Origin of the sequence: Clostridium sp. 001, assembly GCF_019056555.1 — a bacterium.
Lineage (GTDB): Bacteria > Bacillota > Clostridia > Clostridiales > Clostridiaceae > Clostridium_B > Clostridium_B ragsdalei.
The window spans coordinates 2,118,297-2,145,156 of the sequence record NZ_CP020473.1 but is presented as its reverse complement, the minus strand read 5'-3'; the positions used below and the strand labels follow the sequence as shown (position 1 = coordinate 2,145,156).

Annotated in this window: 34 protein-coding genes; all 34 read left to right on the top strand. The window is 32.3% G+C overall.

Annotation, left to right across the window (positions count from 1 at the left end; translation table 11 throughout):
• Positions 1–16 precede the first annotated feature (16 nt).
• The 34 genes from rplE (at position 17) to B5S50_RS09705 (ending at position 26,810) form a co-directional block, all read left to right on the top strand.
• The gene (rplE, locus tag B5S50_RS09870; RefSeq protein ID WP_065078542.1) at positions 17–562 is read left to right on the top strand and encodes a 50S ribosomal protein L5; all 546 of its coding nucleotides are present in this window, start codon (positions 17–19) and stop codon (positions 560–562) included.
• Between the two features lie 12 nt (positions 563–574).
• Entirely contained in the window at positions 575–760 is a 186-nt protein-coding gene (locus B5S50_RS09865) for a type Z 30S ribosomal protein S14 (RefSeq protein WP_013240679.1), read from the top strand.
• A gap of 32 nt (positions 761–792) precedes the next feature.
• Positions 793–1,191, top strand: a complete 399-nt coding sequence (gene rpsH / locus B5S50_RS09860; protein ID WP_013240678.1) for a 30S ribosomal protein S8 — start codon at positions 793–795, stop codon at positions 1,189–1,191.
• A 73-nt stretch (positions 1,192–1,264) separates the two neighbouring features.
• Positions 1,265–1,807 carry a 50S ribosomal protein L6 gene (gene rplF / locus B5S50_RS09855; protein WP_065078541.1) on the top strand — a complete coding sequence of 181 codons (543 nt, stop codon included), beginning with the start codon at positions 1,265–1,267 and terminating at the stop codon, positions 1,805–1,807.
• 18 nt (positions 1,808–1,825) lie between these two features.
• The gene (gene rplR, locus B5S50_RS09850; protein ID WP_013240676.1) at positions 1,826–2,185 is read left to right on the top strand and encodes a 50S ribosomal protein L18; all 360 of its coding nucleotides are present in this window, start codon (positions 1,826–1,828) and stop codon (positions 2,183–2,185) included.
• A 15-nt stretch (positions 2,186–2,200) separates the two neighbouring features.
• The gene (rpsE, locus tag B5S50_RS09845; protein WP_065078540.1) at positions 2,201–2,698 is read left to right on the top strand and encodes a 30S ribosomal protein S5; all 498 of its coding nucleotides are present in this window, start codon (positions 2,201–2,203) and stop codon (positions 2,696–2,698) included.
• 12 nt (positions 2,699–2,710) lie between these two features.
• On the top strand, positions 2,711–2,890 hold the full coding sequence (gene rpmD / locus B5S50_RS09840; protein ID WP_063553716.1) for a 50S ribosomal protein L30: 180 nt from the start codon (positions 2,711–2,713) through the stop codon (positions 2,888–2,890).
• Positions 2,891–2,912: 22 nt separating this feature from the next.
• Positions 2,913–3,353, top strand: a complete 441-nt coding sequence (gene rplO / locus B5S50_RS09835; protein ID WP_013240673.1) for a 50S ribosomal protein L15 — start codon at positions 2,913–2,915, stop codon at positions 3,351–3,353.
• Position 3,354: 1 nt separating this feature from the next.
• Positions 3,355–4,635, top strand: coding sequence for a preprotein translocase subunit SecY (gene secY, locus B5S50_RS09830; RefSeq protein WP_065078539.1), 1,281 nt, complete (start codon positions 3,355–3,357; stop codon positions 4,633–4,635).
• Positions 4,636–4,660: 25 nt separating this feature from the next.
• A complete protein-coding gene (locus B5S50_RS09825; RefSeq protein ID WP_065078538.1) occupies positions 4,661–5,314 on the top strand; it encodes an adenylate kinase in 654 nt (217 codons plus the stop codon).
• Between the two features lie 309 nt (positions 5,315–5,623).
• Positions 5,624–5,842, top strand: coding sequence for a translation initiation factor IF-1 (infA, locus tag B5S50_RS09820; RefSeq protein ID WP_013240670.1), 219 nt, complete (start codon positions 5,624–5,626; stop codon positions 5,840–5,842).
• Between the two features lie 15 nt (positions 5,843–5,857).
• Complete coding sequence (gene rpmJ, locus B5S50_RS09815) at positions 5,858–5,971, top strand: 50S ribosomal protein L36 (RefSeq protein WP_007062395.1); 114 nt, start codon at positions 5,858–5,860, stop codon at positions 5,969–5,971.
• Between the two features lie 188 nt (positions 5,972–6,159).
• Positions 6,160–6,537: a 30S ribosomal protein S13 gene (gene rpsM / locus B5S50_RS09810; RefSeq protein WP_065078537.1), complete on the top strand. Its 378-nt coding sequence runs from the start codon at positions 6,160–6,162 to the stop codon at positions 6,535–6,537.
• Positions 6,538–6,554: 17 nt separating this feature from the next.
• On the top strand, positions 6,555–6,953 hold the full coding sequence (gene rpsK, locus B5S50_RS09805; RefSeq protein ID WP_013240668.1) for a 30S ribosomal protein S11: 399 nt from the start codon (positions 6,555–6,557) through the stop codon (positions 6,951–6,953).
• 21 nt (positions 6,954–6,974) lie between these two features.
• Positions 6,975–7,595, top strand: a complete 621-nt coding sequence (gene rpsD / locus B5S50_RS09800; protein ID WP_063553720.1) for a 30S ribosomal protein S4 — start codon at positions 6,975–6,977, stop codon at positions 7,593–7,595.
• A gap of 62 nt (positions 7,596–7,657) precedes the next feature.
• Positions 7,658–8,605, top strand: coding sequence for a DNA-directed RNA polymerase subunit alpha (locus B5S50_RS09795; protein WP_063553721.1), 948 nt, complete (start codon positions 7,658–7,660; stop codon positions 8,603–8,605).
• A gap of 56 nt (positions 8,606–8,661) precedes the next feature.
• Positions 8,662–9,003 (top strand): 50S ribosomal protein L17, encoded by a 342-nt coding sequence (gene rplQ / locus B5S50_RS09790; RefSeq protein ID WP_013240665.1) that lies wholly within the window; start codon positions 8,662–8,664, stop codon positions 9,001–9,003.
• A gap of 94 nt (positions 9,004–9,097) precedes the next feature.
• The gene (locus B5S50_RS09785) at positions 9,098–9,943 is read left to right on the top strand and encodes an energy-coupling factor transporter ATPase (protein WP_065078536.1); all 846 of its coding nucleotides are present in this window, start codon (positions 9,098–9,100) and stop codon (positions 9,941–9,943) included.
• Entirely contained in the window at positions 9,928–10,782 is an 855-nt protein-coding gene (locus tag B5S50_RS09780) for an energy-coupling factor transporter ATPase (RefSeq protein WP_065078535.1), read from the top strand. Before B5S50_RS09785 ends, B5S50_RS09780 begins: the two co-directional genes overlap by 16 nt.
• 12 nt (positions 10,783–10,794) lie before the next feature.
• Entirely contained in the window at positions 10,795–11,604 is an 810-nt protein-coding gene (locus B5S50_RS09775; protein ID WP_065078534.1) for an energy-coupling factor transporter transmembrane protein EcfT, read from the top strand.
• On the top strand, positions 11,604–12,338 hold the full coding sequence (truA, locus tag B5S50_RS09770; RefSeq protein WP_217303698.1) for a tRNA pseudouridine(38-40) synthase TruA: 735 nt from the start codon (positions 11,604–11,606) through the stop codon (positions 12,336–12,338). Before B5S50_RS09775 ends, truA begins: the two co-directional genes overlap by 1 nt.
• Before the next feature lie 184 nt (positions 12,339–12,522).
• Entirely contained in the window at positions 12,523–12,957 is a 435-nt protein-coding gene (gene rplM, locus B5S50_RS09765; protein WP_065078532.1) for a 50S ribosomal protein L13, read from the top strand.
• 25 nt (positions 12,958–12,982) lie between these two features.
• Entirely contained in the window at positions 12,983–13,375 is a 393-nt protein-coding gene (gene rpsI / locus B5S50_RS09760) for a 30S ribosomal protein S9 (RefSeq protein ID WP_065078531.1), read from the top strand.
• A gap of 196 nt (positions 13,376–13,571) precedes the next feature.
• A complete protein-coding gene (gene cwlD / locus B5S50_RS09755; RefSeq protein ID WP_254306758.1) occupies positions 13,572–14,207 on the top strand; it encodes an N-acetylmuramoyl-L-alanine amidase CwlD in 636 nt (211 codons plus the stop codon).
• A gap of 529 nt (positions 14,208–14,736) precedes the next feature.
• Complete coding sequence (locus tag B5S50_RS09750) at positions 14,737–15,519, top strand: gamma-glutamyl-gamma-aminobutyrate hydrolase family protein (RefSeq protein ID WP_217303696.1); 783 nt, start codon at positions 14,737–14,739, stop codon at positions 15,517–15,519.
• Between the two features lie 178 nt (positions 15,520–15,697).
• The gene (locus tag B5S50_RS09745; protein ID WP_217303695.1) at positions 15,698–17,440 is read left to right on the top strand and encodes a sigma-54-dependent Fis family transcriptional regulator; all 1,743 of its coding nucleotides are present in this window, start codon (positions 15,698–15,700) and stop codon (positions 17,438–17,440) included.
• 126 nt (positions 17,441–17,566) lie between these two features.
• Positions 17,567–18,979, top strand: coding sequence for an amino acid permease (locus B5S50_RS09740; protein ID WP_065078528.1), 1,413 nt, complete (start codon positions 17,567–17,569; stop codon positions 18,977–18,979).
• Between the two features lie 397 nt (positions 18,980–19,376).
• On the top strand, positions 19,377–20,354 hold the full coding sequence (locus B5S50_RS09735; protein ID WP_217303694.1) for a GntR family transcriptional regulator: 978 nt from the start codon (positions 19,377–19,379) through the stop codon (positions 20,352–20,354).
• A gap of 149 nt (positions 20,355–20,503) precedes the next feature.
• Positions 20,504–20,914 carry a methylaspartate mutase subunit S gene (glmS, locus tag B5S50_RS09730; RefSeq protein WP_065078526.1) on the top strand — a complete coding sequence of 137 codons (411 nt, stop codon included), beginning with the start codon at positions 20,504–20,506 and terminating at the stop codon, positions 20,912–20,914.
• Between the two features lie 54 nt (positions 20,915–20,968).
• Entirely contained in the window at positions 20,969–22,381 is a 1,413-nt protein-coding gene (gene glmL, locus B5S50_RS09725) for a methylaspartate mutase accessory protein GlmL (protein WP_065078525.1), read from the top strand.
• Between the two features lie 21 nt (positions 22,382–22,402).
• A complete protein-coding gene (locus B5S50_RS09720) occupies positions 22,403–23,860 on the top strand; it encodes a methylaspartate mutase subunit E (RefSeq protein ID WP_065078524.1) in 1,458 nt (485 codons plus the stop codon).
• A 35-nt stretch (positions 23,861–23,895) separates the two neighbouring features.
• Complete coding sequence (locus B5S50_RS09715; RefSeq protein ID WP_065078523.1) at positions 23,896–25,137, top strand: methylaspartate ammonia-lyase; 1,242 nt, start codon at positions 23,896–23,898, stop codon at positions 25,135–25,137.
• A 200-nt stretch (positions 25,138–25,337) separates the two neighbouring features.
• Complete coding sequence (locus tag B5S50_RS09710) at positions 25,338–26,180, top strand: fumarate hydratase (protein WP_065078522.1); 843 nt, start codon at positions 25,338–25,340, stop codon at positions 26,178–26,180.
• A gap of 63 nt (positions 26,181–26,243) precedes the next feature.
• Entirely contained in the window at positions 26,244–26,810 is a 567-nt protein-coding gene (locus B5S50_RS09705) for a Fe-S-containing hydro-lyase (RefSeq protein WP_065078580.1), read from the top strand.
• Positions 26,811–26,860: the final 50 nt, after the last annotated feature.

The window sequence follows — 26,860 nt, the reverse complement described above, 5'->3', positions numbered from 1 at the left end:
AAAGGAGGGCAAAAATATGAGTTCAAGGTTACAAGAGAAATATGAAAAGGAAGTTATTCCTGCTTTAATGGATAAGTTTAAATATAAGAACATAATGCAGGCACCAAAACTTGATAAAATAGTTATAAATATGGGTGTAGGAGAAGCTAAGGATAATCCAAAGGTTTTAGAATCAGCAGTTAGTGACTTAACTTTAATTACAGGACAAAAACCAGTTTTAACTAGAGCAAAAAAATCTATAGCAAACTTTAAAATAAGAGAAAATATGGCTATAGGATGTAAAGTTACTTTAAGAAAACAATATATGTATGAATTTGCAGATAAATTAATTAATATAGCACTACCAAGAGTTAGAGATTTCTCAGGAGTTCCGGATAAATCTTTTGATGGTAGAGGAAATTATTCCATAGGAATTAAAGAGCAATTAATATTCCCTGAAATAGAATATGATAAGATAGACAAAGTCAGAGGTATGGATGTTATCTTTGTCACTACTGCAAATACTGATGAAGAAGCAAGAGAGTTGCTTAAACTTCTTGGAATGCCATTTACTCAAAAATAAGGAGGGAAAAACGTGGCACGTAAAGCTTTGATAGAAAAGTGGAAAAAAGAACCTAAATATCCAACAAGGGCTTACACAAGATGTAGAATATGTGGAAGACCTCATGCTGTATTAAAAAAATATGGTATATGTCGTATATGCTTTAGAGAACTTGCGTATAAGGGTGAAATACCTGGTTGCAGAAAAGCAAGTTGGTAAATGTTAGTTATTGATGAAAGGAGGCACAATAAATGGTAATGACTGATCCTATAGCAGATTTGCTTACTCGTATAAGAAATGCAAATATTGTTAGACATGAAATAGTAGAAGTACCTTCTTCAACTATTAAGAAGGCACTATTAAATATAATGCTTCAAGAAGGATATATAAAGAATGTAGAGGAATATACAGATGGTTCTGTAAACATGATAAGACTTTCAATGAAGTATGGTAAAGATAAAGAAAGGGTTATAACAGGACTCAAGAGAATATCTAAACCTGGATTAAGAGTTTATTGTAGAAAAGAAGAAATTCCTAAGGTTTTAAATGGACTTGGAGTTGCAGTAATATCAACTTCTAAAGGAATTGTTACAGATAGAGACGCAAGAAAATTAGGAGTAGGTGGAGAAGTACTTTGCTACATATGGTAGTTTTAAAAATGAACTAAGATTAGTAGTAAATGATATTTATTATGAACCTATTAGGAATACAGGAGGTGTAATGATGTCAAGAATAGGAAAGCTTCCAATAGCTATTCCAAGTGGTGTCACCTTTGCAGTAACACCAGACAACGTTGTTACTGTAAAAGGACCTAAAGGCCAACTTGTAAAGGCTATGAGAAAAGATATGAATATTGCTGTTGAGGATAACTCAATAGTAGTTAAAAGAAATAATGATGAAAAAGAATCTAGAGCTCTTCATGGATTGACTAGAGCATTAATAAATAATATGGTTATTGGTGTAACTGAAGGATATGCAAAGACATTAGAATTAGTAGGTGTTGGTTACAGAGCTCAGTTACAAGGAAAAAAATTAGTTTTAAACTTAGGATTTTCACATCCAATTGAAGTAGAGGCAGTTGAAGGAATAACTTTTGAAACACCTGCACCTACAAAAGTTATAGTAAAAGGTATCGACAAAGAATTAGTAGGCGATGTCTCAGCAGATATAAGAAATTGGAGAAAACCTGAACCTTACAAGGGAAAAGGAATTAAATATGAAAATGAAGTTATAAGACGTAAAGAAGGAAAAACAGGTAAGAAGTAGTAGAAAGGAGTGAACCTTATGTTTAAAAAAGATGATAAGAAAAAACTAAGATCAAAGCGTCATCTTAGAGTTCGTAGAAAAATTTCTGGAACAAATGAAAGACCAAGACTTGCAGTATATAGAAGTGCAAAAAACATATATGCTCAAATAATAGATGACGTAAAGGGAACAACTCTAGTTTCTGCTTCAAGTGTAGATAAAGATTTTCAAGGAGTTGGAAGTAATAAAGAAGCAGCAAAAGTTGTTGGTCAGACAATAGCTAAGAAAGCTATTGAAAAAGGAATCAAAGAAGTAGTTTTTGATAGAGGCGGATATATATATCATGGAAGAGTACAGAATCTTGCTGAAGGTGCAAGAGAAGCTGGCTTAGAATTCTAATAAGGAGGGAAATAAATGAGAATCGATCCTAGCGCTTTAAATCTTAAAGAGAAGGTTGTATTCATAAATAGAGTTGCTAAGGTTGTTAAAGGTGGTAGAAATTTTAGATTTAGTGCCCTAGTTGTAGTGGGAGATGAAGATGGCCACGTAGGCGTAGGAACTGGAAAATCTATAGAAATACCTGAAGCAATCAGAAAAGGAATAGAAGATGCTAAGAAGAATTTAATTGAAGTTCCAATTATAGGTACAACAGTACCTCATAGTATAGCTGGTCAATTTGGAACAGGAAGAGTACTTATAATGACAGCTCCTGAAGGTACTGGAATTATAGCCGGTGGACCTTCTAGAGCAGTTCTTGAACTTGCAGGATTAAAGGATGTTAGAGCAAAATCAGTTGGTTCTAATAATCCAAGAAATATGGTAAATGCTACTATTGACGGTTTATCAAGACTAAAGACAGCAGAACATATAGCTAGTCTTAGAGGAAAAACTGTCGAAGAGATTTTAGGTTAGGAGTGAATGACCTTGGCTAAACTTAAAATAACTCTAGAAAAGAGTTTAATAGGAAGAAAAAAAGATCATATAGCAACTGTAAATGCTCTTGGATTAAGAAAAATAGGAAAAGTTGTAGAGCAAGAGGATAATCCTCAAATCAGAGGAATGATCCAAAAAGTTAGCTATCTTTTAAAGGTAGAAGAGGCATAATACGAAGGAGGTGTAAGTACGAATGAAACTTCATGAATTAAAACCAGCAGAAGGATCAAGAAAATCACCAAAAAGACTTGGAAGAGGTACTGGTTCTGGTTGGGGAAGAAATGCTGGAAAAGGTGAAAATGGACAGAAAGCTAGATCCGGTGGTGGAGTAAGAATAGGATTTGAAGGCGGACAGATGCCATTGTATAGAAGACTTCCTAAAAGAGGCTTCACTAATATATTTGCAAAACAATATTATGAATTAAATGTTGAAAGACTAAACGCATTTGAAGATGGAACAGAAATTACTCCAGAATTACTTTTAGAGAAAAAGGTAATTAAAAAGTCTAAAGATGGTTTAAAAATACTTGGAAATGGTGAATTACAAAAGAAACTCACAGTAAAAGCAGCTAAGTTTACTAAAACTGCAGTGGAAAAGATAGAGGCAGCTGGAGGAAAAGTAGAGGTGATATAAAGTGCTATCAACCTTGCGTAATGCTTGGAAAGTTCCTGAACTAAGGAAAAGATTGCTGTTTACTTTATTTATGATTATAATTTTTAGAATGGGAAATTTTATTCCTGTTCCAGGAATTGATACTACAAAGTTAAGTAGTCTAACTAGCAATGGCTCGTTGTTTGGCTTTTATGATCTTTTAGCAGGAGGCGCATTTAGCAGATTTAGTATATTTGCTATGGGAGTTATTCCATTTATCAATTCCTCCATTATATTCCAACTTCTTACGGTTGCTTTGCCTCGTTTAGAGCAATTATCTAAAGAAGGAGAAGAAGGTAGAAAGAAGATACAGGAATACACTAGATATGCTTCAGTACCACTAGGTGTAATTCAAGGAATAACCATATATGTTATTATAAATAGAGCAGGTGCACTTGCAAACCCATCTGATAAATTCAACGTATTTATGATAATATTTACTGTTACTGTAGCGTCAACTTTTCTCATGTGGTTTGGTGATCAGATTACTGAGCATGGTATTGGAAATGGAATATCTCTTATAATATTTATAAACATTATTTCGAGGTTTCCTTCTGCAGTATCTGGAATTTTTAAAATGCAACAAGTTGAAACAGTTAACTTTGTGGAAGTAATAGGACTTGCAGCAGTTATATTCTTGCTATTTTTAGGAGTTGTAATTTCAAGTTTATCTGAGAGAAGAATTCCTATACAGTATGCAGGGAAAACAAATGCAGGAAGAATGTATAAAGGGCAGTCTACTAATATTCCAATTAATGTAAATGGAGCAGCTGTTATAGGAATTATATTTGCTATATCAGTTATGCAGTTTCCAATGACTATAGGTCAATTTTGGCCTGACTCAGCTTTTAACAAGTTTATAACGGGAAGTGTGTATAGTCCATTTAAAGAAAGTAATTGGACATATTTAGTGCTTTATTTCTTGCTTACAATTTTCTTTACATGGTTTTATACCGAAGTTACTATGAAGCCAGAAGAAATGGCCGAGAATATGAATAAGTCTTCAGGATTTATACCTGGCATAAGACCAGGAGAACCTACGGCTGTATTTATTGAAAGAGTTTTAGCCAGAGTGTCAGTATTAGGAGGAGCTTTTGCAGGGATAATAGCAATATCCCCTATAGTAGCAGAAACTTATACTAGTTTTAAGGGCATATATTTTGGCGGAACAGGGCTATTAATTATAGTAAATGTAGCTATTGAAACCATAAGACAATTAGAATCGCAGCTAGTAATGCGTCATTATCATGGATTTTTGAATTGATAAAATATTTTTGGAGATGGTGCTGGTGAAAATAATTTTATTAGGTCCTCCAGGAGCTGGAAAAGGGACTCAAGCTAAATTTATTAGTGAAGAATATTCCATACCTCATATATCTACTGGAGATATTTTTAGAAAGAATATTTCAGAGAAGACTCCACTTGGAGTTGAGGCAAAAAAGTATTTAGATAACGGACAGTTAGTACCAGATGAGGTTACTATAAATATAGTTAAAGATAGATTAGGCAAGGATGATTGCAAAGAAGGATTTTTATTAGATGGATTTCCTAGAACCGTAAATCAAGCTGAAGCTCTAGACTTATTTTTAAATAATAAAGGGCAAAAGATAGATACAGCTCTCCTTATAGATGTTCCTAAAGAATTAATTCTTGAAAGAATGACAGGTAGAAGAGTTTGTCCATCTTGCGGCGCAAGTTATCATGTAAAATTTAATCCTACTAAAGTTGAGGGAAAGTGTGATGTGTGTCATAGTGATGTTATACAAAGAAAAGATGATACCGAGTCAACTGTTAAGGATAGATTAGATGTATATGATGAGCAAACTCAACCTCTGATTGGGTACTATAAAAAGCAGAAAGCACTTTCTATAGTAGACGGAACTGGAGAAATAAATGAGGTTTTTCAAAGAGTAAAAGAAAGTTTAAAATCTATTTGCAAATAATTTAACACAAATAGAGATAGATATGCTGGAACCTGTAAGTTGAAAACCAAGCAAAAGCTGATGATACAGTAAAATCTAGAATAACTACTAAATAATTGGATAGAATTTCAGAGGAGTACATATTAAGACGATAGTGTTTTAGAAAATACTCCGGAAATATTGACTTTAATTTAAAGTGTTAGTATTATGGATTAATATGGACTGTAAGTATATGAAGCATGATTTACTGCTACGTTGAAAGTGATTATAAGCTCGGTGCTAAACAGATTTTTTGCAGTCAGCAATAACAAGGAGGTTTGATTATACCTTATGTCAAAAGATGATGTTATTGAAATTCAGGGTACTGTTTTAGAAGCTTTACCAAATGCTATGTTTCAGGTAGAATTAGAAAGCGGACATAAGATATTAGCACATATATCTGGTAAATTAAGAATGAATTTTATAAGAATACTACCAGGTGATAAAGTTACAGTAGAGCTTTCTCCTTACGATTTGACTCGTGGGAGAATAACTTGGAGAGCGAAGTAATAAGGAGGGTTAGCTATGAAAGTAAGGCCATCAGTTAAGCCTATGTGTGAAAAGTGTAAAATCATAAAGAGAAAAGGAAGAGTAATGGTTATCTGTGAAAATCCTAAGCACAAACAAAAACAAGGCTAAACTAATAGAAAAGTAAGTATTAGTAAAACACGTTATTAATACTTAATGTATGATTTATGAGTTAATAACGTTTTAAGGTGCGGCTGCAGCAATGTAAAGTTATTTACTTTGTTGGCTTTAAAGCTTAATATAATATAAATAAAGTAAATTAATCCTTACCAATCAGATTTTAGGAGGTGTAAATTTTAATGGCAAGAATAGCAGGTATCGACCTACCAAAGGAAAAAAGAGTTGAAATAGGTCTAACTTATATATATGGCATAGGGTTATCAACTTCTCAAAAAATTCTAAAAGAAGCTGGAGTAAATCCAGACACTAGAGTTAAGGACCTAACAGAAGAAGAAGTTAACTCTTTGAGAAATTACGTAAAGAATGTAACAATTGAGGGTGACTTGAGAAGAGAAATTGCTCTTAATATAAAAAGATTAATAGAGATAGGTTCATATAGAGGAATAAGGCATAGAAAAGGTCTGCCAGTTAGAGGACAGAAAACAAAGACAAATGCAAGAACAAGAAAAGGACCTAAGAAAATGGTAGCAGGTAAGAAGAAAATAGTAGCAAAATAATATAAGGAGGTAAAAAGATGGCAGCTGGAAAAGTTAGAAAGACAACTAAGAGAAAAAAAGAAAGAAAAAATGTTGAACATGGTTGTGCACATATAAGATCAACTTTTAATAATTCTATAGTTACAATTACCGATGCTGCGGGAAACACTTTATCCTGGGCTAGCGCAGGTGGTTTAGGATTTAGAGGCTCTAGAAAGAGCACTCCATTTGCTGCACAAATGGCAGCTGAAACATCAGCTAAAGCAGCTATGGAACATGGATTAAAAAGCATCGAAGTATATGTTAAGGGACCTGGTGCTGGTAGAGAAGCCGCAATAAGGTCATTACAGGCAGCAGGACTTGAAGTTACATTGATCAAAGATGTTACTCCAATTCCACATAATGGATGCAGACCACCAAAAAGAAGAAGAGTTTAGTAACGGGAGGTGTAAGTTTTAATGGCAAGATATACTGGATCAGTATGCAGACTTTGCAGAAGAGAAGGCTTAAAATTATTCCTTAAAGGGGATAGATGTTATACAGATAAGTGTGCATTTTCAAGAAGAGGATATGCACCAGGACAACATGGTCAAAGAAGAAAGAAAGTATCAAACTATGGTTTACAATTGAGAGAAAAGCAGAAGGCTAAGAGAATATATGGACTATTAGAAGGACAATTTAGAAAATACTATGAAACAGCTGATAGGAAAAAAGGAATAACAGGTGAAAATTTATTAGTTTTACTTGAAACAAGACTTGACAATGTAATTTATAGATTAGGATATGGACAGTCAAGAGCAGAAGCTAGACAATTGGTAACTCATGGCCATTTTTTAGTTAATGGCAGAAAAGTGGATATACCTTCTTTTAAGGTATCAATTAATGATAATATAACTGTAAGTGATAAGAGCAAGTCATCAGAGAAGTTTAAAACTTTTGCAGAAAACCCAAAAACTTTACCAACTTGGTTAGAAGGAAATGTAGAAAATTTCCAAGCAAAAGTTCTTAGACAGCCAACAAGAGAGGATATAGATGTTCCTGTTAACGAAACATTAATCGTAGAGTTATACAGCAAGTAGTTAATATAGAATCAGTTGCCCTCAGAATACATTATTAGATAAATAGAAGGAGGGTTATATTCATGTTAGAAATAGAAAAACCCAAAATAGAATGTGTTGAAACTAGTGAAGATGGTAACTATGGAAAGTTTGTAGTGGAGCCCCTTGAAAGAGGCTATGGTATTACTCTTGGTAATGCACTTAGAAGGATTCTTCTTTCTTCCCTTCCAGGAGTTGCTGCTAATCATATAAAAATAGATGGTGTACTTCATGAATTTTCAACTATTCGTGGAGTAAAAGAGGATGTTGCAGAGCTAATTCTAAATATAAAAGAATTAGCTTTAAAGATGAATGGAGAAGGTCCTAAAACTATATATATAGATGCACAAGGACCAGGTGAAGTTGTTGCAGGAGACATAAAAACAGATGGTGATGTTGAAATAATTAATAAAGACTTACATATAGCTACCTTAGATGATGATGGTAAACTCTATATGGAGATTGCTGTCAACGGAGGAAGAGGATATGTTTCTCAAAGAAAGAATAAGTCTGAAGACATGCCAATAGGTACTATTCCTGTAGATTCAATATACACTCCTATTAAAAGAGTTAATTTTGCTGTAGAGAATACAAGAGTTGGTCAAATAACTGATTATGATAAATTATCATTAGAAGTTTGGACTAATGGAACTATATTACCAGATGAAGCTGTAAGTTTATCAGCTAAAATTCTCATAGAACATTTCAAACTATTTATGACTCTTACTGATCATGCTAATAATGTAGAAATAATGGTTGAAAAGGAAGAGGATAAAAAGGAAAAAGTTCTTGAGATGACAATAGAAGAATTAGACCTTTCAGTGAGAAGTTATAATTGTCTAAAAAGGGCTGGAATAAATACAGTTCAAGAGTTGACAGAAAGAACAATGGATGATATGATGAAGGTAAGGAATTTAGGTAAAAAATCCTTAGAAGAAGTTGAGCAAAAGCTTGATGCCTTAGGATTATCCTTAAAGCAAAGTGAAGACTAAAATTTGTTAAAATAACGAACGGATAAACTTATTACCTACAGTAAGGAGGGATATAAATGGCACAGTATCGTAAATTAGGACGTCCATCTGACCAAAGAAGAGCAATGCTTAGAAGTCTTGTTACTAACTTTTTAAAGCATGGTAAAATACAGACAACTGTAACTAGAGCAAAGGAAACAAGAAGTTTAGCAGAAAAGATGATTACTCTTGCAAAAAGAGGAGATCTTCATGCTAGAAGACAGGTACTTTCTTTTGTAACTGAAGAAGAAGTTGTAAAAAATTTATTTACAGATATAGCTCCTAAATATGCTGAAAGAAATGGTGGATACACTAGAATGTATAAAATGGGTCCAAGAAGAGGCGACGGAGCCGAATTAGTTATACTAGAGTTAGTATAAAATTAAGGGGATTAAGTAAAGACTAGCTTAATCCCTGTTTTTCTATAAAATACTGTTTCAATTTTGTTGCTCATCAAATTAGTGAGGTGTTTCTATGGAAAAAAATATAATAGTATGTGATAATGTAAGCTATAAATATAAGGACAATGATAATGAAAATGTAAAATTAGCTGTAGATCATGTGAATTTCCAAGTAAAAAAGGGAGAATTCCTTGTAGTGCTTGGAAGAAATGGATCTGGAAAATCTACTATGGCTAAACATATAAATGCTCTTTTAGTTCCAACTGATGGAAAAGTATATGTAGAAGATATAGATACTTCAGATGAAAAAAGTACCTGGAAGATAAGAAATAAGGCAGGAATGGTTTTTCAAAATCCAGATAACCAAATAGTTGCTACTATAGTAGAAGAAGATGTTGCTTTTGGACCAGAAAACCTAGGAGTTCCATCAGAGGAAATAAGAGCAAGAGTTGATGAGTGTTTAAAAAGGGTAAATATGTATGAATATAGGAGACATGCACCTCATTTACTTTCAGGTGGACAAAAGCAAAGGGTAGCTATAGCAGGAGTGCTTGCTATGAGACCTGATTGTATAATATTTGATGAATCAACTGCAATGCTTGATCCGTCTGGTAGGCGTGAAGTAATGAGTACAATAAAAGATATAAATAGTAAGTACAATATGACAGTAATTCTAATTACACATTATATGGAAGAAGCAGTAGAAGCAGATAGAATAATTGTTATGGATGAAGGTAAAATTATAATGGAAGGATCTCCTAGAAACATATTTAGTCAGGTATCTAAGATGAAAAAAATAGGACTTGATGTACCTCAAATGACAGAATTAGCCTATGAACTTAAGAATAGTGGTGTAGATATTAAACCTGATATATTAACTATAGATGAGATGGTGAGTGAATTATGCCGATTAAAATAGAAAATTTAACTCATATATATATGAAAGGTTCACCTTTTGAAAAAAAAGCACTAGATGACATAAATATTGAAATAGAAGATGGAGAATTTGTTGCTTTGATAGGACACACGGGTTCGGGAAAATCAACACTTATTCAACATATAAATGGACTCTTAAAACCAAGTTCAGGCAAGATAATAGTAGATGGAGTAGATATTACTGATAAAAAGATAAATTTAAATTTTATAAGAAAAAAAGTAGGACTTGTATTTCAGTATCCTGAATATCAGTTATTTGAGGAAACTATAGAAAAAGACATTGCTTTTGGTCCCAAAAATTTGGGATTGAGTGATGATGATATAAATAAAAGAGTGAAGAGAGCCATGAATATGGTGGGATTAAAATATGAAGATTACAAGGATAAATCTCCTTTTGAATTAAGCGGGGGACAAAAGAGGAGAGTTGCTATAGCAGGAGTAGTTGCTATGGAACCTAAAGTACTCGTATTAGATGAACCAACAGCAGGCCTTGATCCCAAGGGAAGAGATGACATCTTTTCAGAAATAAAAAATTTACATAGGGAATACAATATGACTATAATATTTGTATCTCACAGCATGGAAGATGTAGCTAAGCTGGCTGGTAGAATAATCGTAATGCATCAGGGAAAATGTATACTTGATGGCCCTCCTGAAAAAGTTTTTAATGAGGTTGACACTTTGGAAAGTGTAGGACTTGCAGTACCTCAAGTAACATATATGGTAAAAAAGCTTAGGGAAAAGGGCATAAATATATCAAAAGATGTATTTACAGTGAAGCAGGCAAAAGAAGAAATACTCAAAATATTAAGTAAAAGTTAGGAGAGCTAGTAAATGATTAAAGATATTACAATAGGTCAATATGTACCTGGGAATTCTTTTGTTCATAAGTTGGATCCAAGAGTTAAGATATTGATATCTTTAATATATATTGTAGATTTATTTATAGTAAACAGCTTTAAAGGCTATATATTTATAGTATTATTCACTATAATTTCAATACTTATATCTAAGATACAGTTTTCATACATTTATAAAGGACTTAAACCAATATTTATATTAGTTATTATAACTGCAGTACTGAATATATTTATGACAACGGGGATTAATCCACCTTTATTTAAGTGGAAATTTTTAGTCGTCTATAAAGAAGGATTAGTTATGGCTGCATTTATGGCAATAAGACTTATATTTTTAATTATAGGAACTTCACTACTAACTTTGACTACATCTCCTATTGAACTCACAGATGCAATAGAAAAACTTTTAAATCCAATGAAAAAGATAGGGGTGCCTGCTCATGAACTGGCTATGATGATGACTATAGCACTTAGATTTATACCGACATTAATGGATGAAACAGATAAAATAATGAAAGCTCAAATGGCAAGAGGAGCGGATTTTCAATCTGGAAACATAATTCAGAGAGCTAAGAATCTTATCCCAATCCTAGTGCCACTTTTTATAAGTTCTTTTAGGCGTGCAGATGAACTGGCAATGGCAATGGAAGCTAGATGTTACACAGGTGGAGAAGGCAGGACTAGAATGAAGCAGCTTAAGTTAACTAATAAGGACTTTATGGCATCAGTGTGTGTTTTTGCATTGGTGTGTGTGTCTATATTAAGTAGAATGTGGTGGCATTAATGAAGAATGTAATGCTTACAATAGAATATGATGGTACAAATTATTCTGGATGGCAGAAACAAGATAATGCTATGACAATTCAGCAAAGATTAGAGGAAGCTATTAAAAAAATTACAGGAAGTTTTTCTGAAGTTATAGGTGCAAGCAGAACTGATGCAGGAGTTCATGCAAGAGGATTTGTGTGCAACTTTTTTACTAACAGTAAAATACCAAGTCCTAATTTTAAAATGGCGCTAAATGGCGTATTACCTAAAGATATAGTTGTATTAAACGCCAGAGAAGTGGATGATAGTTTTCATTCTAGGTATCACAGCTTAGGTAAAAAATATGTTTATACAATAGTAACGGGAAATAATAGGCCTGTTATTGGAAGACAATATGTTTATTACTTTAGAAGAAAATTAGATGTTGATAAAATGAAAAATGCATGTAAGTATTTTATAGGTACTCATGATTTTTCTGCTTTTAAGAAAAAAGGCAGTTCTGCTAAATCTTCTGTTAGGACAGTGAGAGAGTTAACTATTATGCAAGAAGATAATTTGATTAAGTTTAGCATAGTTGGAGATGGATTCTTGTACAATATGGTAAGGATAATAGTAGGTACTTTATTAGAAGTAGGGTTAGGAAGGTTTACGCCAGAATATGTGAAAGACATTTTAGAGTCTAAGGATAGGTCAAAAGCCGGGAAGCCTGTACCAGCCTTAGGACTTTGTTTAGAAAAAATATTTTACTAGATTGACACACCAGGCACATTGTATTATAATATAAATTGTTTGTATTTTGGATATAAAGGATCCACCAGCCCCGGGTCTTTATATAGAGAATCGTTTATCAAAATTTAAAAGTCTCTTTTTAGAGATTAAAAGAAACTAGAATGTGAGAGGAGTTGAAAACCGTTAGTAATATAACGGGAAAGCCATGAAATCATATATAGCAAAACCCCAAGAAATTGAAAGAAAATGGTATGTTATCGATGCTGCAGGAAAACCTCTTGGAAGAGTAGCAAGTCAAGTTGCTTCAATATTAAGAGGTAAAAATAAACCTATATATACACCGCATGTTGATACAGGAGATTTTGTAATAATAATAAATTCTGAAAAAGTAGTTTTAACTGGTAAAAAATTAGATCAAAAGATGTTGAGACATCATTCCTTATATCCAGGTGGATTAAAGGAAACTTCTTATAGAGATGCTTTAGCAAAGAAGCCAGAATTTGTATTCCAGGAAGCTGTAAGAAGAATGCTTCCAGATGGACCACTAGGAAGACAAATGTTCAAAAAGTTGAAAGTATACAGAGGTGCTGAGCACGATCATGAAGCTCAAAAGCCAGAAGTATTAGAATTAAAATATTAGGTTAGAGCTGGAGGGAGGATAAAAAATGGCTAAGGTTCAGTATTTTGGAACAGGAAGAAGAAAAAAGTCAATAGCAAGAGTTAGACTTGTACCTGGAGAAGGTAAAGTAACTATAAATAAGAGAGATATGGATGATTACTTTGGATTGGATACTTTAAAGGTTATAGTTAACCAACCATTGGAATTGACTTCAACTAAAGGAAAGTTTGATGTCCTTGTAAATGTTCATGGAGGAGGATTTACAGGTCAGGCTGGAGCTATAAGACATGGAATATCAAGAGCTCTCTTAAAAGCAGATGAAAATTTAAGACCGGAACTTAAAAAAGCTGGTTTCTTAACAAGAGATCCAAGAATGAAAGAAAGAAAGAAATATGGTCTTAAAAAAGCAAGAAGAGCTCCACAATTTTCAAAGAGATAATATTAGAATTCAAAATAGTTTATACATACAAAATTTGTGTATGTATAAGCTATTTTTTATTGAAAATAATTTAATAACTTTTTATGTTTTGGGTAAATATATATTAAGGCTCTAAATAATTATAAGGAGTTGGTGTATATTGAACATAAAAAAAGCAAGAGTTATATTGTTGATATTGATAATATGCAGTATAAACATGATATGTCCATGTCTAGTATTGGGTAATGAAAATGTTACCAAAGAAAGTAGTACTATACTTATAGACCCTGGTCATGGAGGAATAGATAGTGGAGCAATATCAAAAGATGGAATAATGGAAAAGGAAATAAATTTAGAAATAAGTAATAAACTTAAGGACAAGTTACTAAAAGAAAAATTTAAAGTTGTTATGACTAGAGAAAAAGACGAGGGGTTATATACAGATGATGGGAGAATAAGAAAAAAGAAAGTTGAAGATTTAAATAATAGATGTGAATTGAAAAAAAGTACAAATTGTAATATGTTTATAAGTATACACTTAAATATGTTCCCTCAGGCTAAATACTATGGAGCCCAGGTGTGGTACTCTAAAAATGATAATAGTAAAAAGTTAGCTCATATTCTCCAAAAAAATTTAGTGAATGATCTCGACAAGAACAATAATAGAAAAGAAAAAGCAGCAAAAAATTGTTATAAGGTACTTAGATGTGAAGACACCAGACCTTCTGTATTGATAGAATGTGGATTCCTATCTAATGTTCAGGAAAAAAGTAAATTGATTACGGATGAGTATCAGAGTAAAATAGCGGATTCTATAGCTAGATCAGTGAAAGAATATTATTCTTCTAATTAGAAATCAACAAAAATAAAGTAGATTTTGCTACAGAGGCAAAGTCTACTTTATTTTTGTGTAATTAGAGCAATTTTCATTTTGACAAACTTATTATCAGAATGAAAGTGACTTTTATTTCTAAAATAAAAGTATATAGTGTGTTAAAAAAATTATTAAAGTACTATTGTCAGAATGATAAAGCATTTTGACAATAGTACTTTAATAGCATGTCTATATCCTTTATTCGATCACTACCATTGCTAACACCCCTATCGCACACAGCGAAAGCGACTATCAAAGTGGGGGGATAAGCACTGCTGCGCGCCTGGATAAGTTCTTCTAAGGTTCAGCTGGAGAAAGTCATCCTTATAAAGCAAGGTTCATCTGAACCTAAAAATCACTTGATATAGTGTAACATTTAGTTAATTTACTTTTTGGCACAATTATTGCTCATATTATTTATAAGATTAGTTAAGAAATGATTAAAGGGGTGAGGCACACGCATTGAATAAATAGTATGTAATTACATTTTTTATGGAGGAGATAAGATATGAAAACAATTATAGGTATATGTGCAGATTATTGCTATGGATTAGATGAAATTTATAATGGTCTTGGAAGTAAACTGGATTGGCAAATTGCAGCGAATGATTTTGTTAAGGCAATTGAAACAGTAGGAGGGGTTCCTGTGATTATTCCCGTATTTACTAATAAAAGCAATATTGAAAACGCTATAGATATTATAGACGGTGTAATTTTTGCTGGAGGAGCTGATATTGAACCAAAGTATTATGGAGAAGAAATAGGACCTGAAATAGGAGAAGTTATTCCAGAAAGGGATACACAGGAGTTATATTTGGCTAAAAAAATTATTAATAAAAGTAATGTTCCTATTTTGGGTGTTTGTAGGGGATATCAACTATTAAATGTCGCTTGTGGGGGAACACTTTATCAGGATTTATCAAACTTAAAAAACAATTCCACTATAAATCATTCTGTAATAGGTTCGCCAAAGTATAATACTGTACACAAAGTTTTAGTCAATGAAAAGAGCAAATTACATAAAATTTTAAATAGAAATACACTGGAGGTAAATTCTTACCATCATCAAGCAATAAAAGATGTTGCTAGTAGTTTTAATGTTGCTGCAATGTCACCAGATGGAATAGTAGAGGCTATTGAAATGAAAGAAGATAGATTTATATTAGGAACGCAGTGGCATCCTGAAATGTTAGAGGAAAAACACAATGAACAACTCCTTATTTTTAGCGCGTTTATAGAGGCATGTAGAGAAAACAAGATGTCTAGAAAAAGTAAGGTTACTATGGCTTAATTGTATATTTTATGTATAAAGTATATTTAAGTATAATTATATAGTTTTAGGTATATTTCAGTATAAAATGTAATTATGTCATATTATCAAGCATTATGACAGAAGATATTTACTCATTACTATGTCATGCTAATTAATATAAAGTAGCATACAGGTTTAGGCAGGATAGTGAAATAATATGTATAGTTCAATGTATGAGATAAGAGAATTTATACAAAATTTAATAGAGACGACGAGTTCGGTTATTGAATTTGATATCTATGTTGTAGATAGCCATTTAGTAAGGGTTGCAGCAAGTGGATTATTCAAAAAATCAATTGGGCAAGCTCTTCCTAAGGGTTGTGCTAATGATTATGTTATTAAAAATGGTAAGCCTTTAATCATTGACAGCCCTAATGGAAGTGAAATTTGTAAGACTTGCCCAATTACTGCATATGGGAAATGCTTCAATGAATATTCCATATATTATCCTATAAAAAATGATGTGAAGTGTATAGGAGCTATTACTATTTTATCTCTTACTCCCAAGCTTAAAGAAAAGCAAATTAAAATGAGAGATAAGTTAAGTATATTTGCTAAAAAATTAGGGGAAACAATTCTAATTAAAATAAAAGAAAAAGAGACAAAAGATAGATTATTAACGGTTTTAAATTCTATAAGTGAAGGTGTTGTATTAACTGATTATATTGGAAATATACTTACTTATAACAGTGTTATGGAAGAAATGATAAAAGATGAACAAAATATTCAAAATATTTTTTCAGAAAACTATTTTGAATATATTATGAAGGATGCAAAAGAATATGATAAGGAATTTGAGGTAGTTTTAAAATATCCAATTCCTAATAATAGAATGTTTCTAAGCGTAAAGTTTATTAATAACAGTAATGAAAAAATAGACATTCTTTTTGTATTTAAGAAAAAGAAAGAACTAGGGAATATAGCCTATAAACTTTTAGCAGATGCTTCACATTTGAATATAAACTTTGACAGCATAAAGGGAAATAGCAAACTTATCAATAAGGCTAAAAATCTTGCTGCAAAAGCTGCAGGATGTGAATCTAACATTTTAATTTTAGGTGAAAGTGGCACAGGGAAAGAGGTATTTGCTAGGGCGATTTGTAAGATGAGTAGAAGAAAAAATGAACCCTTTATAGCAATAAACTGTGCTGCTATACCTGAAAACCTTCTCGAAAGCGAACTTTTTGGATATGAAAAGGGCGCGTTTACAGGAGCTAATAAGGGAGGAAAACCAGGTAAATTTGAACTTGCCAATGGTGGAACTATTTTTCTTGATGAAGTTGGAGATTTGTCTTTGCATTTACAACCCAAATTACTTAGAGTTATTGAACGCGGCGAATTGGAAAGGGTTGGAGGTGTAAAATCAATAAAACTAGATGTAAGAATAATTGCAGCAACTAATAAAGATCTTGAAGAAATGATGAAAAATGGTGAATTTAGAGAAGATCTTTTCTATAGATTATGTGTGATACCGATAATGATACCACCTCTTAGAAAACGTCCCGAGGATATCATATTGTTAGCTGAATATTTCCTGGGGAAATATAACGAAAAATTTAAAAAAAATATTGTTAGTATATCAGAAGAAGTAAAAAAACATTTACTATTATATAATTGGCCCGGAAATGTAAGAGAATTAGAAAATGTTATTGAATACTCAGTTAATATGGCTAGTACTAATATATTGATGCCAAATTGTATTCCAGCAAAGCTTAACAATAATATAAATAGTAATAAAGAGAATAATCAATGCAGCAGTTTGAAATCAATGAGAAAAAATTGTATTGAGAAATTACTCCTTAAATATGGTAATACTTTTTTAGGAAAACAGATGATTGCAAAAGAGTTAGGAGTAAGTCTTTCCACATTATATAGGGATATAAAAAGATATAATTTATAAAACTACAATCTTAAATAGAGTAATTTTTATGTTCTAAGTAAATGTTTTCAAGATTATAGATTTGGATTAAACAAAACTTAATGATAACAAGTTAAAAAATATACAAAATATAAGGAGGATTTTATAATGAGCAATAAAAATTCTGGTTTACATGAAGATCTTGATCGTGGATTGGAAGAAAGGCATATTCAGTTAATAGCACTGGGTGGTGCCATTGGGGTTGGATTATTTTTAGGATCTGCAAGTACAATTAATATGGCAGGACCGTCAATTCTGCTGGATTATGCCATAGGCGGCATTATTTTATTTTTTATCATGCGTGCACTTGGTGAAATGTCAGTTGAACAGCCGCTTGCAGGCTCTTTTAGTGCTTATGCCAATGAGTATATAGGACCACTTGCTGGATATTTAACAGGATGGACTTATTGGCTGAATTGGATTTCATGTTGTATGGCAGAAATTACAGCTATTGGTATTTACATAAATTTTTGGTTTCCATCAGTTCCAAGGTGGGTATCTGCTTTTGCAGCACTTGCTTTAATGATAACTGTAAACTTAATTAATGTAAAAGCTTATGGAGAGTTTGAATTTTGGTTTGCAATTATAAAAGTTGTTGCTATTGTTGCCATGATAATTTTAGGTTTAGTTGTCATATTTACTGGAATAGGAAATGGAGGAAAGATAGTAGGATTTACAAACTTGTGGAAAAATGGAGGATTTTTTCCAAATGGAATAAAAGGTTTACTAAAGGCACTACCACTAGTTACTTTTGCTTTTTTCGCAACTGAGCTTATAGGAATTACGGCAGGAGAAGCAAAGAATCCTGAAAAAACCATACCATCAGCTATTAATAAGGTTTTTTGGAGAATTTGCATATTTTATATTGGATCATTAACAGTAATTATGTCACTTTATCCTTGGAATGAAATAGGAACAATGGGAAGTCCTTTTGTTTTAACATTTAATAAAATAGGAATTAAAGCTGCAGCTGGGATTATAAATTTTGTTGTACTTACTGCAGCATTGTCTTCATGTAATAGTGGTATTTATACGACAGGACGTATGGTATATAATTTATCTCTTCAAGGGGGAGCACCTAAAATATTTAACAAGCTTAGTAGTACGAAAGTACCTAAAAATGCAATATTAGGTTCTGCATCATGTATGCTTATAGGTGTTATACTTAATTATTTCCTTCCAGCACAAGTGTTTACATATATTGCATCTATTGCAACATTTGCAGGACTTTTTGCCTGGTTTATGATAATACTTGGACAGACGAAATTTAGAAAAACTCTTACAAAGGAACAAGTAGGAAAATTAAAATTCCCGGCTAAAGGATATCCTTATGTAAATTATATTAGTTTGGCATATCTAGTATTTGTATTTATAATGATGGCATTTAATCCAGATACTTTAATAGCAGTTGTATTAGGACCTATTTGGATAGCAGCTTTAATTATTCTTTATTATGTATTTGGTGTTAATAAAAATGCAGCTAAAAAAAAGGACAGTATTGTTCAAGAAAATCATAATTAAATAAAAAAATTTAACATATCTATACTGAAAAAATTATGTTCCCTAATATTTACAGCAAAATGACCCTTATAAGGGGGTGATTTTAAGAATTGCATAGGAATATGCAATTCTTAAAGGGGAATTGTTCAAATCTTTTATTTTAGGAGACATTTCTCAAAATTGGACTTTAAGTTTGCGTTAAGTAAAATTGGACTAATTAATGGCAGCCATCCTTAAATTTAGGCTAATTAAAGAAGTAGTTTATTTAGTCCCTAATCCTTTAAAAACACATTTTGAAAACAATTTCATAAGAATTTTCTGAAAATTGAAAGTTAACAAAAAGCTATTGATTTTAATCTTGCATTATGGTACCCTTTAGGTAAAGTAATGGATTAATCCATTAATCCAATAATTTGAGGTGATTGCCATAAACATTAAAATAAATAAAGATAGTGGAGTACCATTATATTTACAAGTAAAAAGCCAAATAATGGACCTAGTTAAAGGTAACCTCATTAAGGTAGGCGAAAAAATGCCTACAGAAAGAGAATTATCTGAAAAACTTAATGTAAGTAGAAATACTATAAGCACAGCTTATAATGAATTAGAACAGGATGGCGTTTTAAAATCTTACCAGGGACGAGGAACTTTTGTAGCAGAAGAAGCAAATCCTTGGAAAGTTCAAAATACAAAGGAAAAAATAACAAAGTTTATAGATCTTGCGTTTGAAGAAGCTATTGAATCGGGTATAGATCCAGATGTATTTTTAGAAATTGTCACTCAAAGAATAAGAGAAAAGAAAGAACTTATAAGTAAAATTAGTGCAGTATATGTGGAATGTAACATAGAGCAATCTAGAATGTTTAGTAAACAGCTTATGGAAAGCACGGACATGAATATAGTACCTTTTACTCTTGATGACATAAGGAATATAAGCAGCCAAACTAAGCAGATTATAGAAAAAAGCCAAGTTATAATAGCAACTTTTAACCATGTAAATGAAGTAATTAAACTAACAGAAGGATTACACAAAGAAGTAATAGGTGTAGCTATAAATGTAGATTTGGCAACAATAGTTAAGATTGCTAGATATCCAAGTAATACTAAATTCGCTTTTGTATGTATTTCTAAGGAGTTTATGTTCAAAGCAAGAGGAGCACTTGAAAGAGCAGGCCTAGGAGATATTGATATTCAGTTTACCAATACTTTTAATGATCAGGAACTTGAAAGAGTTATAAATAATGTAGATATATTGATAGTTTCACCAGGAAGATATAAAGATGTTGAAGCACATAATGTGGACAATAAGCATATAATGAGATTTTTATATAATCTCGATGATAATTCAATTAAAGACTTAAAATCAAAAATAGTTGAACTCAATCAAAATAATTGAACTAAAGTATGCAAGTTGGTATTTAATTAGATTGAAAATACATAATATTATTTACTTAATAAATATTATTTATTTTTTAATATACGATTAATATATGTTAATAAAGATTTTAATTAATTGGTATTTATGCAATTTGGAGGTGTTTTATAATGAAAACCATAGTTTTAGGAGTAATTGGCTCTGATTGTCATGCAGTTGGAAATAAAATATTAGATCATGCCATTACAGAAGCTGGATTTAACGTAATAAATATAGGAGTTCTTTCACCACAAGAAGATTTTATAAATGCTGCAATTGAGACTAAAGCAGATGCTATTTTAGTATCATCACTTTATGGACATGGAGAAATGGATTGCAGGGGACTTAGAGAAAAATGTGATGAATCAGGTCTTAAAGGTATACTAATTTATGCAGGTGGAAACTTAGTAGTTGGAAAACAAAAGTGGGAAGATGTATACAATAAATTTAAGAGTATGGGATTTGATAGAATATATCCACCAGGAACATTACCTGAAGTTACAATTGATGATTTGAAAAAAGATTTAAATGTACAAAACTAGTAGAAAAGTAATTTGATTATTGAATCCTCTTTAAGAGAACAGAGGTGGTAAATTATGAAAGGATATTTGCTTATAGATTTTGGAAGTACCTATACGAAGTTGACAGCTGTAGATATAGAAAATGAAGAGATTTTAGGTACAGCTAAAGCTATAACTACAGTGGAAGATGACATAATGATAGGCTTTAATAATGCCTATGCAGAATTACAAAGTAAATTAAAAGATAAAAAAGTTGATTTTGTAAAGAAACTAGCATGTTCATCTGCTGCAGGTGGGCTAAAAATGGTTGCTATAGGACTTGTACCAGAACTTACCGCTGAAGCTGCTAAAAGGGCAGCACTTGGTGCTGGAGCAAGAGTTATGCATGTTTATAGCTATGATTTGAGCTCAAAAGAGATGGAAGAGATAAAAAATTCAAATCCAGACATGATACTTTTAGCCGGCGGAACAGATGGAGGAAATAAAGAGTGTATAATTGGCAATGCTAAATTGTTAGCTAAAAGTGGAATGGACATTCCAATAGTTGTAGCAGGAAATAAAGTAGCAGAAGATGAAGTATCACAAATATTAGAAGATGCAGGAATGTTTTATAAAGTAGCTGAAAATGTGATGCCTAAGCTAAATACCTTGAATGTTGAACCAGCTAGGGAAGAAATAAGAAAAATATTCATGGAAAAAATAGTTGAAGCTAAAGGAATGAAAAATGCTGAAAAATATATAAATGGTATTCTTATGCCTACACCAGCTGCTGTATTAAAAGCTGCTAAAACTTTGAGCCTTGGAAGTGATAAAGAAGAGGGTATAGGTGATTTAGTAGTAGTAGATATAGGTGGAGCTACTACGGATATACATTCTTTGGCTGATGGAGAGCCTACAAAACCAGCAGTAACTTTAAGAGGCTTACAGGAACCTTTTGCAAAGAGAACTGTAGAAGGAGATCTAGGAATGAGATATTCCGCAGTGTCCTTGTGGGAAGCTGCAAGTACCAAAAGGGTACTCAAATATTTAGATGATAAAAGTATAGATATAGAGGCTGGCTGTAAATATAGAAGTGAGAATATAAGAATGATTCCTGATAATGAAAGGGATATAAAATTTGATGAAGCAATGGCAAAGGTAGCTACAGAAATGGCTATGGAAAGACACGTTGGAGTTTTAACTAGTGTGTATACCCCTTGTGGAGTTGTATATTCTCAAATAGGAAAAGATCTTTTGAATACCAAATATCTCATAGGAACAGGTGGAGTATTGGTTCACAGTGAAAATCCTGAAGAAATATTAAAAGCAGGAATTTTTACTACAGAAGATCCTATGCATTTGAAACCAAAGAATCCAGAGTATTTAGTAGATAGAAGTTATATATTATCTGCTATGGGACTGCTTTCAGAAGAGTATCCGGATATAGCAGTTAGAATAATGAAAAAATATTTAGTTAACACTAAAAAAATATGTTGTATAACAAAATAGAAAATATAAGGGGGTAAAGATATGGAACTTAAAAATAAAAAATGGTCAGAAGAACGATTTTTTAAAGATAGAGAAGAAGTTTTAAGTCAATGGCCAACAGGTAAGGAAGTTGATCTTAAGGAAGCAGTAGATTATTTAAAGAAATTACCTGAGCATAAGAGCTTTCCTAAAAAGTTAATAAAGGCAAAAGAACAGGGAATTACTTTAGCCCAACCAAGAGCTGGAGTTGCACTTATAGATGATCATATTACATTATTAAAACATTTACAAGATGAAGGTGGAGCTGATCTCCTTCCAACAACTATAGATAGTTATACGAGACAAAATAGATATGATGAATGTGAAGTAGGTATAAAAGAAAGTAAAGCTCAGGGAAGGTCACTTTTAAATGGATTTCCAGGAGTAAATCACGGAGTTAAGGGATGTAGACAAGTAGTAGAAGCATTGGATTTACCAGTACAGGCTAGACATGGTACTCCAGATTCAAGACTTTTAGCAGAAATAATTCATGCAGGTGGATTTACTTCAAATGAAGGAGGATGTATATCCTATAATGTACCTTATGCAAAGAATGTTTCAATAGCTAAGTCACTTGTAGATTGGCAGTATTGTGATAGATTAGTTGGATTCTATGAAGAAAATGGAGTATCTATAAATAGAGAACCGTTTGGACCACTTACAGGAACATTAGTACCACCAAGTACTTCAAATGCAGTAGCTATAATAGAGGGGTTACTTGCAGCAGAACAAGGTGTTAAGAATATAACTGTAGGATATGGCGAGTGTGGTAATGTAATTCAGGATGTGGCAGCTATGCGATCATTAGAGCAGCAGATAGATGAATATTTGAAAAAGTATGGATACAATGATGTTTATATAACTACAGTATTTCATCAGTGGATGGGAGGATTCCCTGCAGATGAAGCAAAAGCTTTTGGAGTTATATCTACAGGAGCAGCTACAGCAGCCCTTGCAGGAGCAACAAAAGTTATAGTTAAGACACCTCATGAAGCTATAGGAATTCCTACTAAAGAAGCTAATGCAGCAGGAATAAAAGCTACAAAAATGGCTTTAAATATGTTAAGTGGACAGAGACTTCCTATGTCAAAAGATTTGGAAGATGAAATATCAGTAATTAAAGCAGAAGTAAAATGCATATTGGATAAAGTATTTGAACTTGGAAAGGGAGATTTAGCTGTAGGAACAGTAAAAGCATTTGAAAATGGAGTTATAGATGTACCATTTGCACCAAGTAAATATAATGCAGGCAAGATGATGCCAGCAAGAGATAATACAGGAGCAGTTAGATATTTGCACTTTGGAAATGTTCCTTTTAGCCAGGAATTAAAAGATTTTAATCAGAGAAAGCTACAAGAAAGAGGAAAATTTGAAAATAGAGAAGTAAGCTTCCAAATGACTATAGATGATATATTTGCAGTTGGACAGGGAGTACTTATAGGAAGACCAAAAGAAAAATAATTAAAAAACAGTTTAATTTTCAAGGAGGACTTAAAATGAAAATAGTTGACGTAATTTGCTCAGAAGGAAAAACAGGATTTTATTTTGATGATCAGAGAGCTATAAAAAAAGGAGCTAAACATAATGGATTTACTTATGTAGGCGAACCTGTAACAGATGGATTTGCTAAAGTTAGACAGGCAGGAGAAGCTATATCCGTAATGCTAGTACTAGAAGATGGACAGGTAGCTTATGGTGATTGTGCCGCTGTTCAATATTCAGGTGCAGGTGGAAGAGATCCATTATTTTTAGCTAAAGATTTTATACCAGTTATAGAAAAAGAAATAGCTCCAAAATTAGTAGGAAGAGAATTAAACGAGTTTAAGTCACTAGCAGAAGAATTTGATAGTATGAAGGTAAATGGTAAGAGACTTCATACAGCTATAAGATATGGTATAACACAAGCTATATTAGATGCTGTAGCAAAATCAAAGAAAATAACAATGGCAGAAGTTATAAGAAATGAATATAATCCAAAGGGTGAAATAAAGAGGGTTCCAATATTTGCACAATCCGGCGATGACAGATATGATAATGTAGATAAGATGATAATAAAAGGTGCAGATGTTATGCCACATGCCCTTATAAACAATGTAGAAGAAAAACTTGGAATGCATGGAGAAAAACTTTTAGAATATGTTAAGTGGCTTAGAAATAGAGTAATAGAACTTAGAACTTCTAAAGATTACAGCCCAATATTCCACATTGATGTATATGGAACTATAGGTATTGCCTTTAAATATGATACAAAAGCTATGGCTGATTATATAGCTTCACTTGCAGAAGCAGCAAATCCATTCCATTTGAGAATTGAAGGACCAATGGATGTAGAAGATAGACAAAAACAAATGGAAGCTCTAAGGGATTTGAGAGCAGAAATAGATAGCAGAAAAATAGATGCAGAATTAGTAGCAGATGAATGGTGTAATACAGTAGATGATGTTAAATTCTTTACAGACAATAAAGCAGGTCATATGGTTCAAATAAAAACTCCAGATCTAGGTGGAGTTAACAATATAGCTGATGCTATCATGTATTGTAAAGATCATGATATGGGAGCTTATTGTGGAGGAACTTGTAATGAAACAAATAGATCCGCAGAAGTTACAACCAACATAGGAATGGCTTGTGGTGCAAAACAAGTTCTTGCAAAACCAGGTATGGGTGTAGATGAAGGATATATGATAGTTAATAATGAAATGAATAGAGTAGTTGCATTGGTAAATAGAAGAAAATAGAAAATATATGAAAAGGCGGTTTTTTAAACTGCCTTTTCATATATACTTTATTGGACCTAAAATATATTTTATTAATTTTTAAATATATTTTAGTAATTAAAAATTAGTATACGTAAAACGAGTTGATTTTTCGCTTTAAAACCTTATATAATGAGCTTGTTATACATTAAAAATACAATTAAGGAGAATGGTGTTAAATTATGAGAGAAGTAGATGTATCCACTATAACAAAAGCTGTTAGAAATCTCTGTATAGATGCCAATTATTATCTTTCGGAGGATGTTAAGAAAAAGATAAAAGAATGTGAAGAGGACGAAAAATGGCCTACTGCAAAAGACATTTTAGGTAAAATACTTGAAAATATAGATATATCTAAAAATGAAGATGTGCCTATGTGTCAGGATACAGGAATGGCTTGTGTATTTGTAACAATTGGCCAGGATGTTCATATAGTAGGAGGAAGTTTAGAAGACGCAATAAATAAGGGAGTAAGTCAGGGATATGTAGAAGGGTATTTAAGAAAGTCTGTAGTCTCTGATCCTATAAATAGAGTTAATACTAAGGATAATACTCCTGCAGTAATATATTATGAAATAGTTCCAGGAGATAAACTTAACATAAAAGTGGCTCCTAAAGGATTTGGATCAGAAAATATGAGCCAGATAAAAATGCTTAAACCAGCAGATGGACTTAAGGGTGTTAAAGATTTCGTAATAAAAGTAGTAAAGGACGCAGGACCAAATCCATGTCCTCCTATGGTTGTAGGAGTAGGTATAGGAGGAACTTTTGACAAGGCTGCAAATCTTGCAAAGAAAGCTCTTGTAAGACCATTATCTGAAAGAAATAAAAATAAGTTTTATTCAGATTTAGAAAATGAACTTTTAGACAAAATAAATTTCCTAGGTATAGGACCTCAAGGACTAGGGGGAAAGACTACAGCTCTTGCAGTAAATATAGAAACTTATCCTACGCATATAGCAGGATTACCTGTAGCCGTAAATATAAATTGCCATGTTACAAGACATAAGGAAATAGAATTGTAATATTAAATTTCAAGTTGAAATTCAGAGAGGAGTTGAAAAGCCGTTTTATTTAACGGCATGTATATGGAAAAAAAGATAACTACTCCGTTAACGGAAGAAAAGGTTAAAACTTTAAAAGCAGGGGATAGTGTTTTAATATCAGGGACAATATATACTGCTAGAGATGCTGCTCATAAGAGATTGGTCGAGTTATTAGATGAAGGTAAATCTCTTCCTATAGATGTAAAAGATGCAATAATATATTACGCAGGACCAAGTCCTGCAAAACCAGGCCATGTAATAGGTTCAGCTGGACCAACAAGTAGTTATAGAATGGACCCATTTGCACCAAGACTGCTTGATATAGGGTTAAAAGGAATGATAGGAAAAGGCCTTCGTTCAAAAGAAGTTATAGAATCCATGAAGAAAAATGGAGCTGTTTACTTTGCTGCAATAGGCGGGGCTGCAGCACTTGTAGCAAAATCCATAAAGAAAGCAGAAGTAGTAGCTTATGAAGATTTGGATTCTGAAGCTATAAGAAAATTAGAAGTAAAAGATTTACCTGTAATTGTAGTAATAGATTCAGAGGGCAATAATTTATATGAATCAGGACGAAAAGAGTACTTGGACTCTGTGGGCCAGTCTAAGTAAGATTTATTGATAGATTTTAGAAGCAAACAATTGATGTGGATTATGTTGCA

Excerpts from the sequence above, each read along its gene's own strand:
- rplE (WP_065078542.1), top strand. The coding sequence starts at position 17 with ATGAGTTCAAGGTTACAAGAGAAATATGAAAAGGAAGTTATTCCTGCT.
- rpsH (WP_013240678.1), top strand. The coding sequence starts at position 793 with ATGGTAATGACTGATCCTATAGCAGATTTGCTTACTCGTATAAGAAAT.
- rplF (WP_065078541.1), top strand. The coding sequence starts at position 1,265 with ATGTCAAGAATAGGAAAGCTTCCAATAGCTATTCCAAGTGGTGTCACC.
- rplR (WP_013240676.1), top strand. The coding sequence starts at position 1,826 with ATGTTTAAAAAAGATGATAAGAAAAAACTAAGATCAAAGCGTCATCTT.
- rpsE (WP_065078540.1), top strand. The coding sequence starts at position 2,201 with ATGAGAATCGATCCTAGCGCTTTAAATCTTAAAGAGAAGGTTGTATTC.
- rplO (WP_013240673.1), top strand. The coding sequence starts at position 2,913 with ATGAAACTTCATGAATTAAAACCAGCAGAAGGATCAAGAAAATCACCA.
- infA (WP_013240670.1), top strand. The coding sequence starts at position 5,624 with ATGTCAAAAGATGATGTTATTGAAATTCAGGGTACTGTTTTAGAAGCT.
- rpmJ (WP_007062395.1), top strand. The coding sequence starts at position 5,858 with ATGAAAGTAAGGCCATCAGTTAAGCCTATGTGTGAAAAGTGTAAAATC.
- rpsM (WP_065078537.1), top strand. The coding sequence starts at position 6,160 with ATGGCAAGAATAGCAGGTATCGACCTACCAAAGGAAAAAAGAGTTGAA.
- rpsK (WP_013240668.1), top strand. The coding sequence starts at position 6,555 with ATGGCAGCTGGAAAAGTTAGAAAGACAACTAAGAGAAAAAAAGAAAGA.
- rpsD (WP_063553720.1), top strand. The coding sequence starts at position 6,975 with ATGGCAAGATATACTGGATCAGTATGCAGACTTTGCAGAAGAGAAGGC.
- B5S50_RS09795 (WP_063553721.1), top strand. The coding sequence starts at position 7,658 with ATGTTAGAAATAGAAAAACCCAAAATAGAATGTGTTGAAACTAGTGAA.
- rplQ (WP_013240665.1), top strand. The coding sequence starts at position 8,662 with ATGGCACAGTATCGTAAATTAGGACGTCCATCTGACCAAAGAAGAGCA.
- B5S50_RS09785 (WP_065078536.1), top strand. The coding sequence starts at position 9,098 with ATGGAAAAAAATATAATAGTATGTGATAATGTAAGCTATAAATATAAG.
- B5S50_RS09780 (WP_065078535.1), top strand. The coding sequence starts at position 9,928 with ATGCCGATTAAAATAGAAAATTTAACTCATATATATATGAAAGGTTCA.
- B5S50_RS09775 (WP_065078534.1), top strand. The coding sequence starts at position 10,795 with ATGATTAAAGATATTACAATAGGTCAATATGTACCTGGGAATTCTTTT.
- truA (WP_217303698.1), top strand. The coding sequence starts at position 11,604 with ATGAAGAATGTAATGCTTACAATAGAATATGATGGTACAAATTATTCT.
- rplM (WP_065078532.1), top strand. The coding sequence starts at position 12,523 with ATGAAATCATATATAGCAAAACCCCAAGAAATTGAAAGAAAATGGTAT.
- rpsI (WP_065078531.1), top strand. The coding sequence starts at position 12,983 with ATGGCTAAGGTTCAGTATTTTGGAACAGGAAGAAGAAAAAAGTCAATA.
- cwlD (WP_254306758.1), top strand. The coding sequence starts at position 13,572 with ATGATATGTCCATGTCTAGTATTGGGTAATGAAAATGTTACCAAAGAA.
- B5S50_RS09750 (WP_217303696.1), top strand. The coding sequence starts at position 14,737 with ATGAAAACAATTATAGGTATATGTGCAGATTATTGCTATGGATTAGAT.
- B5S50_RS09745 (WP_217303695.1), top strand. The coding sequence starts at position 15,698 with ATGTATAGTTCAATGTATGAGATAAGAGAATTTATACAAAATTTAATA.
- B5S50_RS09740 (WP_065078528.1), top strand. The coding sequence starts at position 17,567 with ATGAGCAATAAAAATTCTGGTTTACATGAAGATCTTGATCGTGGATTG.
- glmS (WP_065078526.1), top strand. The coding sequence starts at position 20,504 with ATGAAAACCATAGTTTTAGGAGTAATTGGCTCTGATTGTCATGCAGTT.
- glmL (WP_065078525.1), top strand. The coding sequence starts at position 20,969 with ATGAAAGGATATTTGCTTATAGATTTTGGAAGTACCTATACGAAGTTG.
- B5S50_RS09720 (WP_065078524.1), top strand. The coding sequence starts at position 22,403 with ATGGAACTTAAAAATAAAAAATGGTCAGAAGAACGATTTTTTAAAGAT.
- B5S50_RS09715 (WP_065078523.1), top strand. The coding sequence starts at position 23,896 with ATGAAAATAGTTGACGTAATTTGCTCAGAAGGAAAAACAGGATTTTAT.
- B5S50_RS09710 (WP_065078522.1), top strand. The coding sequence starts at position 25,338 with ATGAGAGAAGTAGATGTATCCACTATAACAAAAGCTGTTAGAAATCTC.
- B5S50_RS09705 (WP_065078580.1), top strand. The coding sequence starts at position 26,244 with ATGGAAAAAAAGATAACTACTCCGTTAACGGAAGAAAAGGTTAAAACT.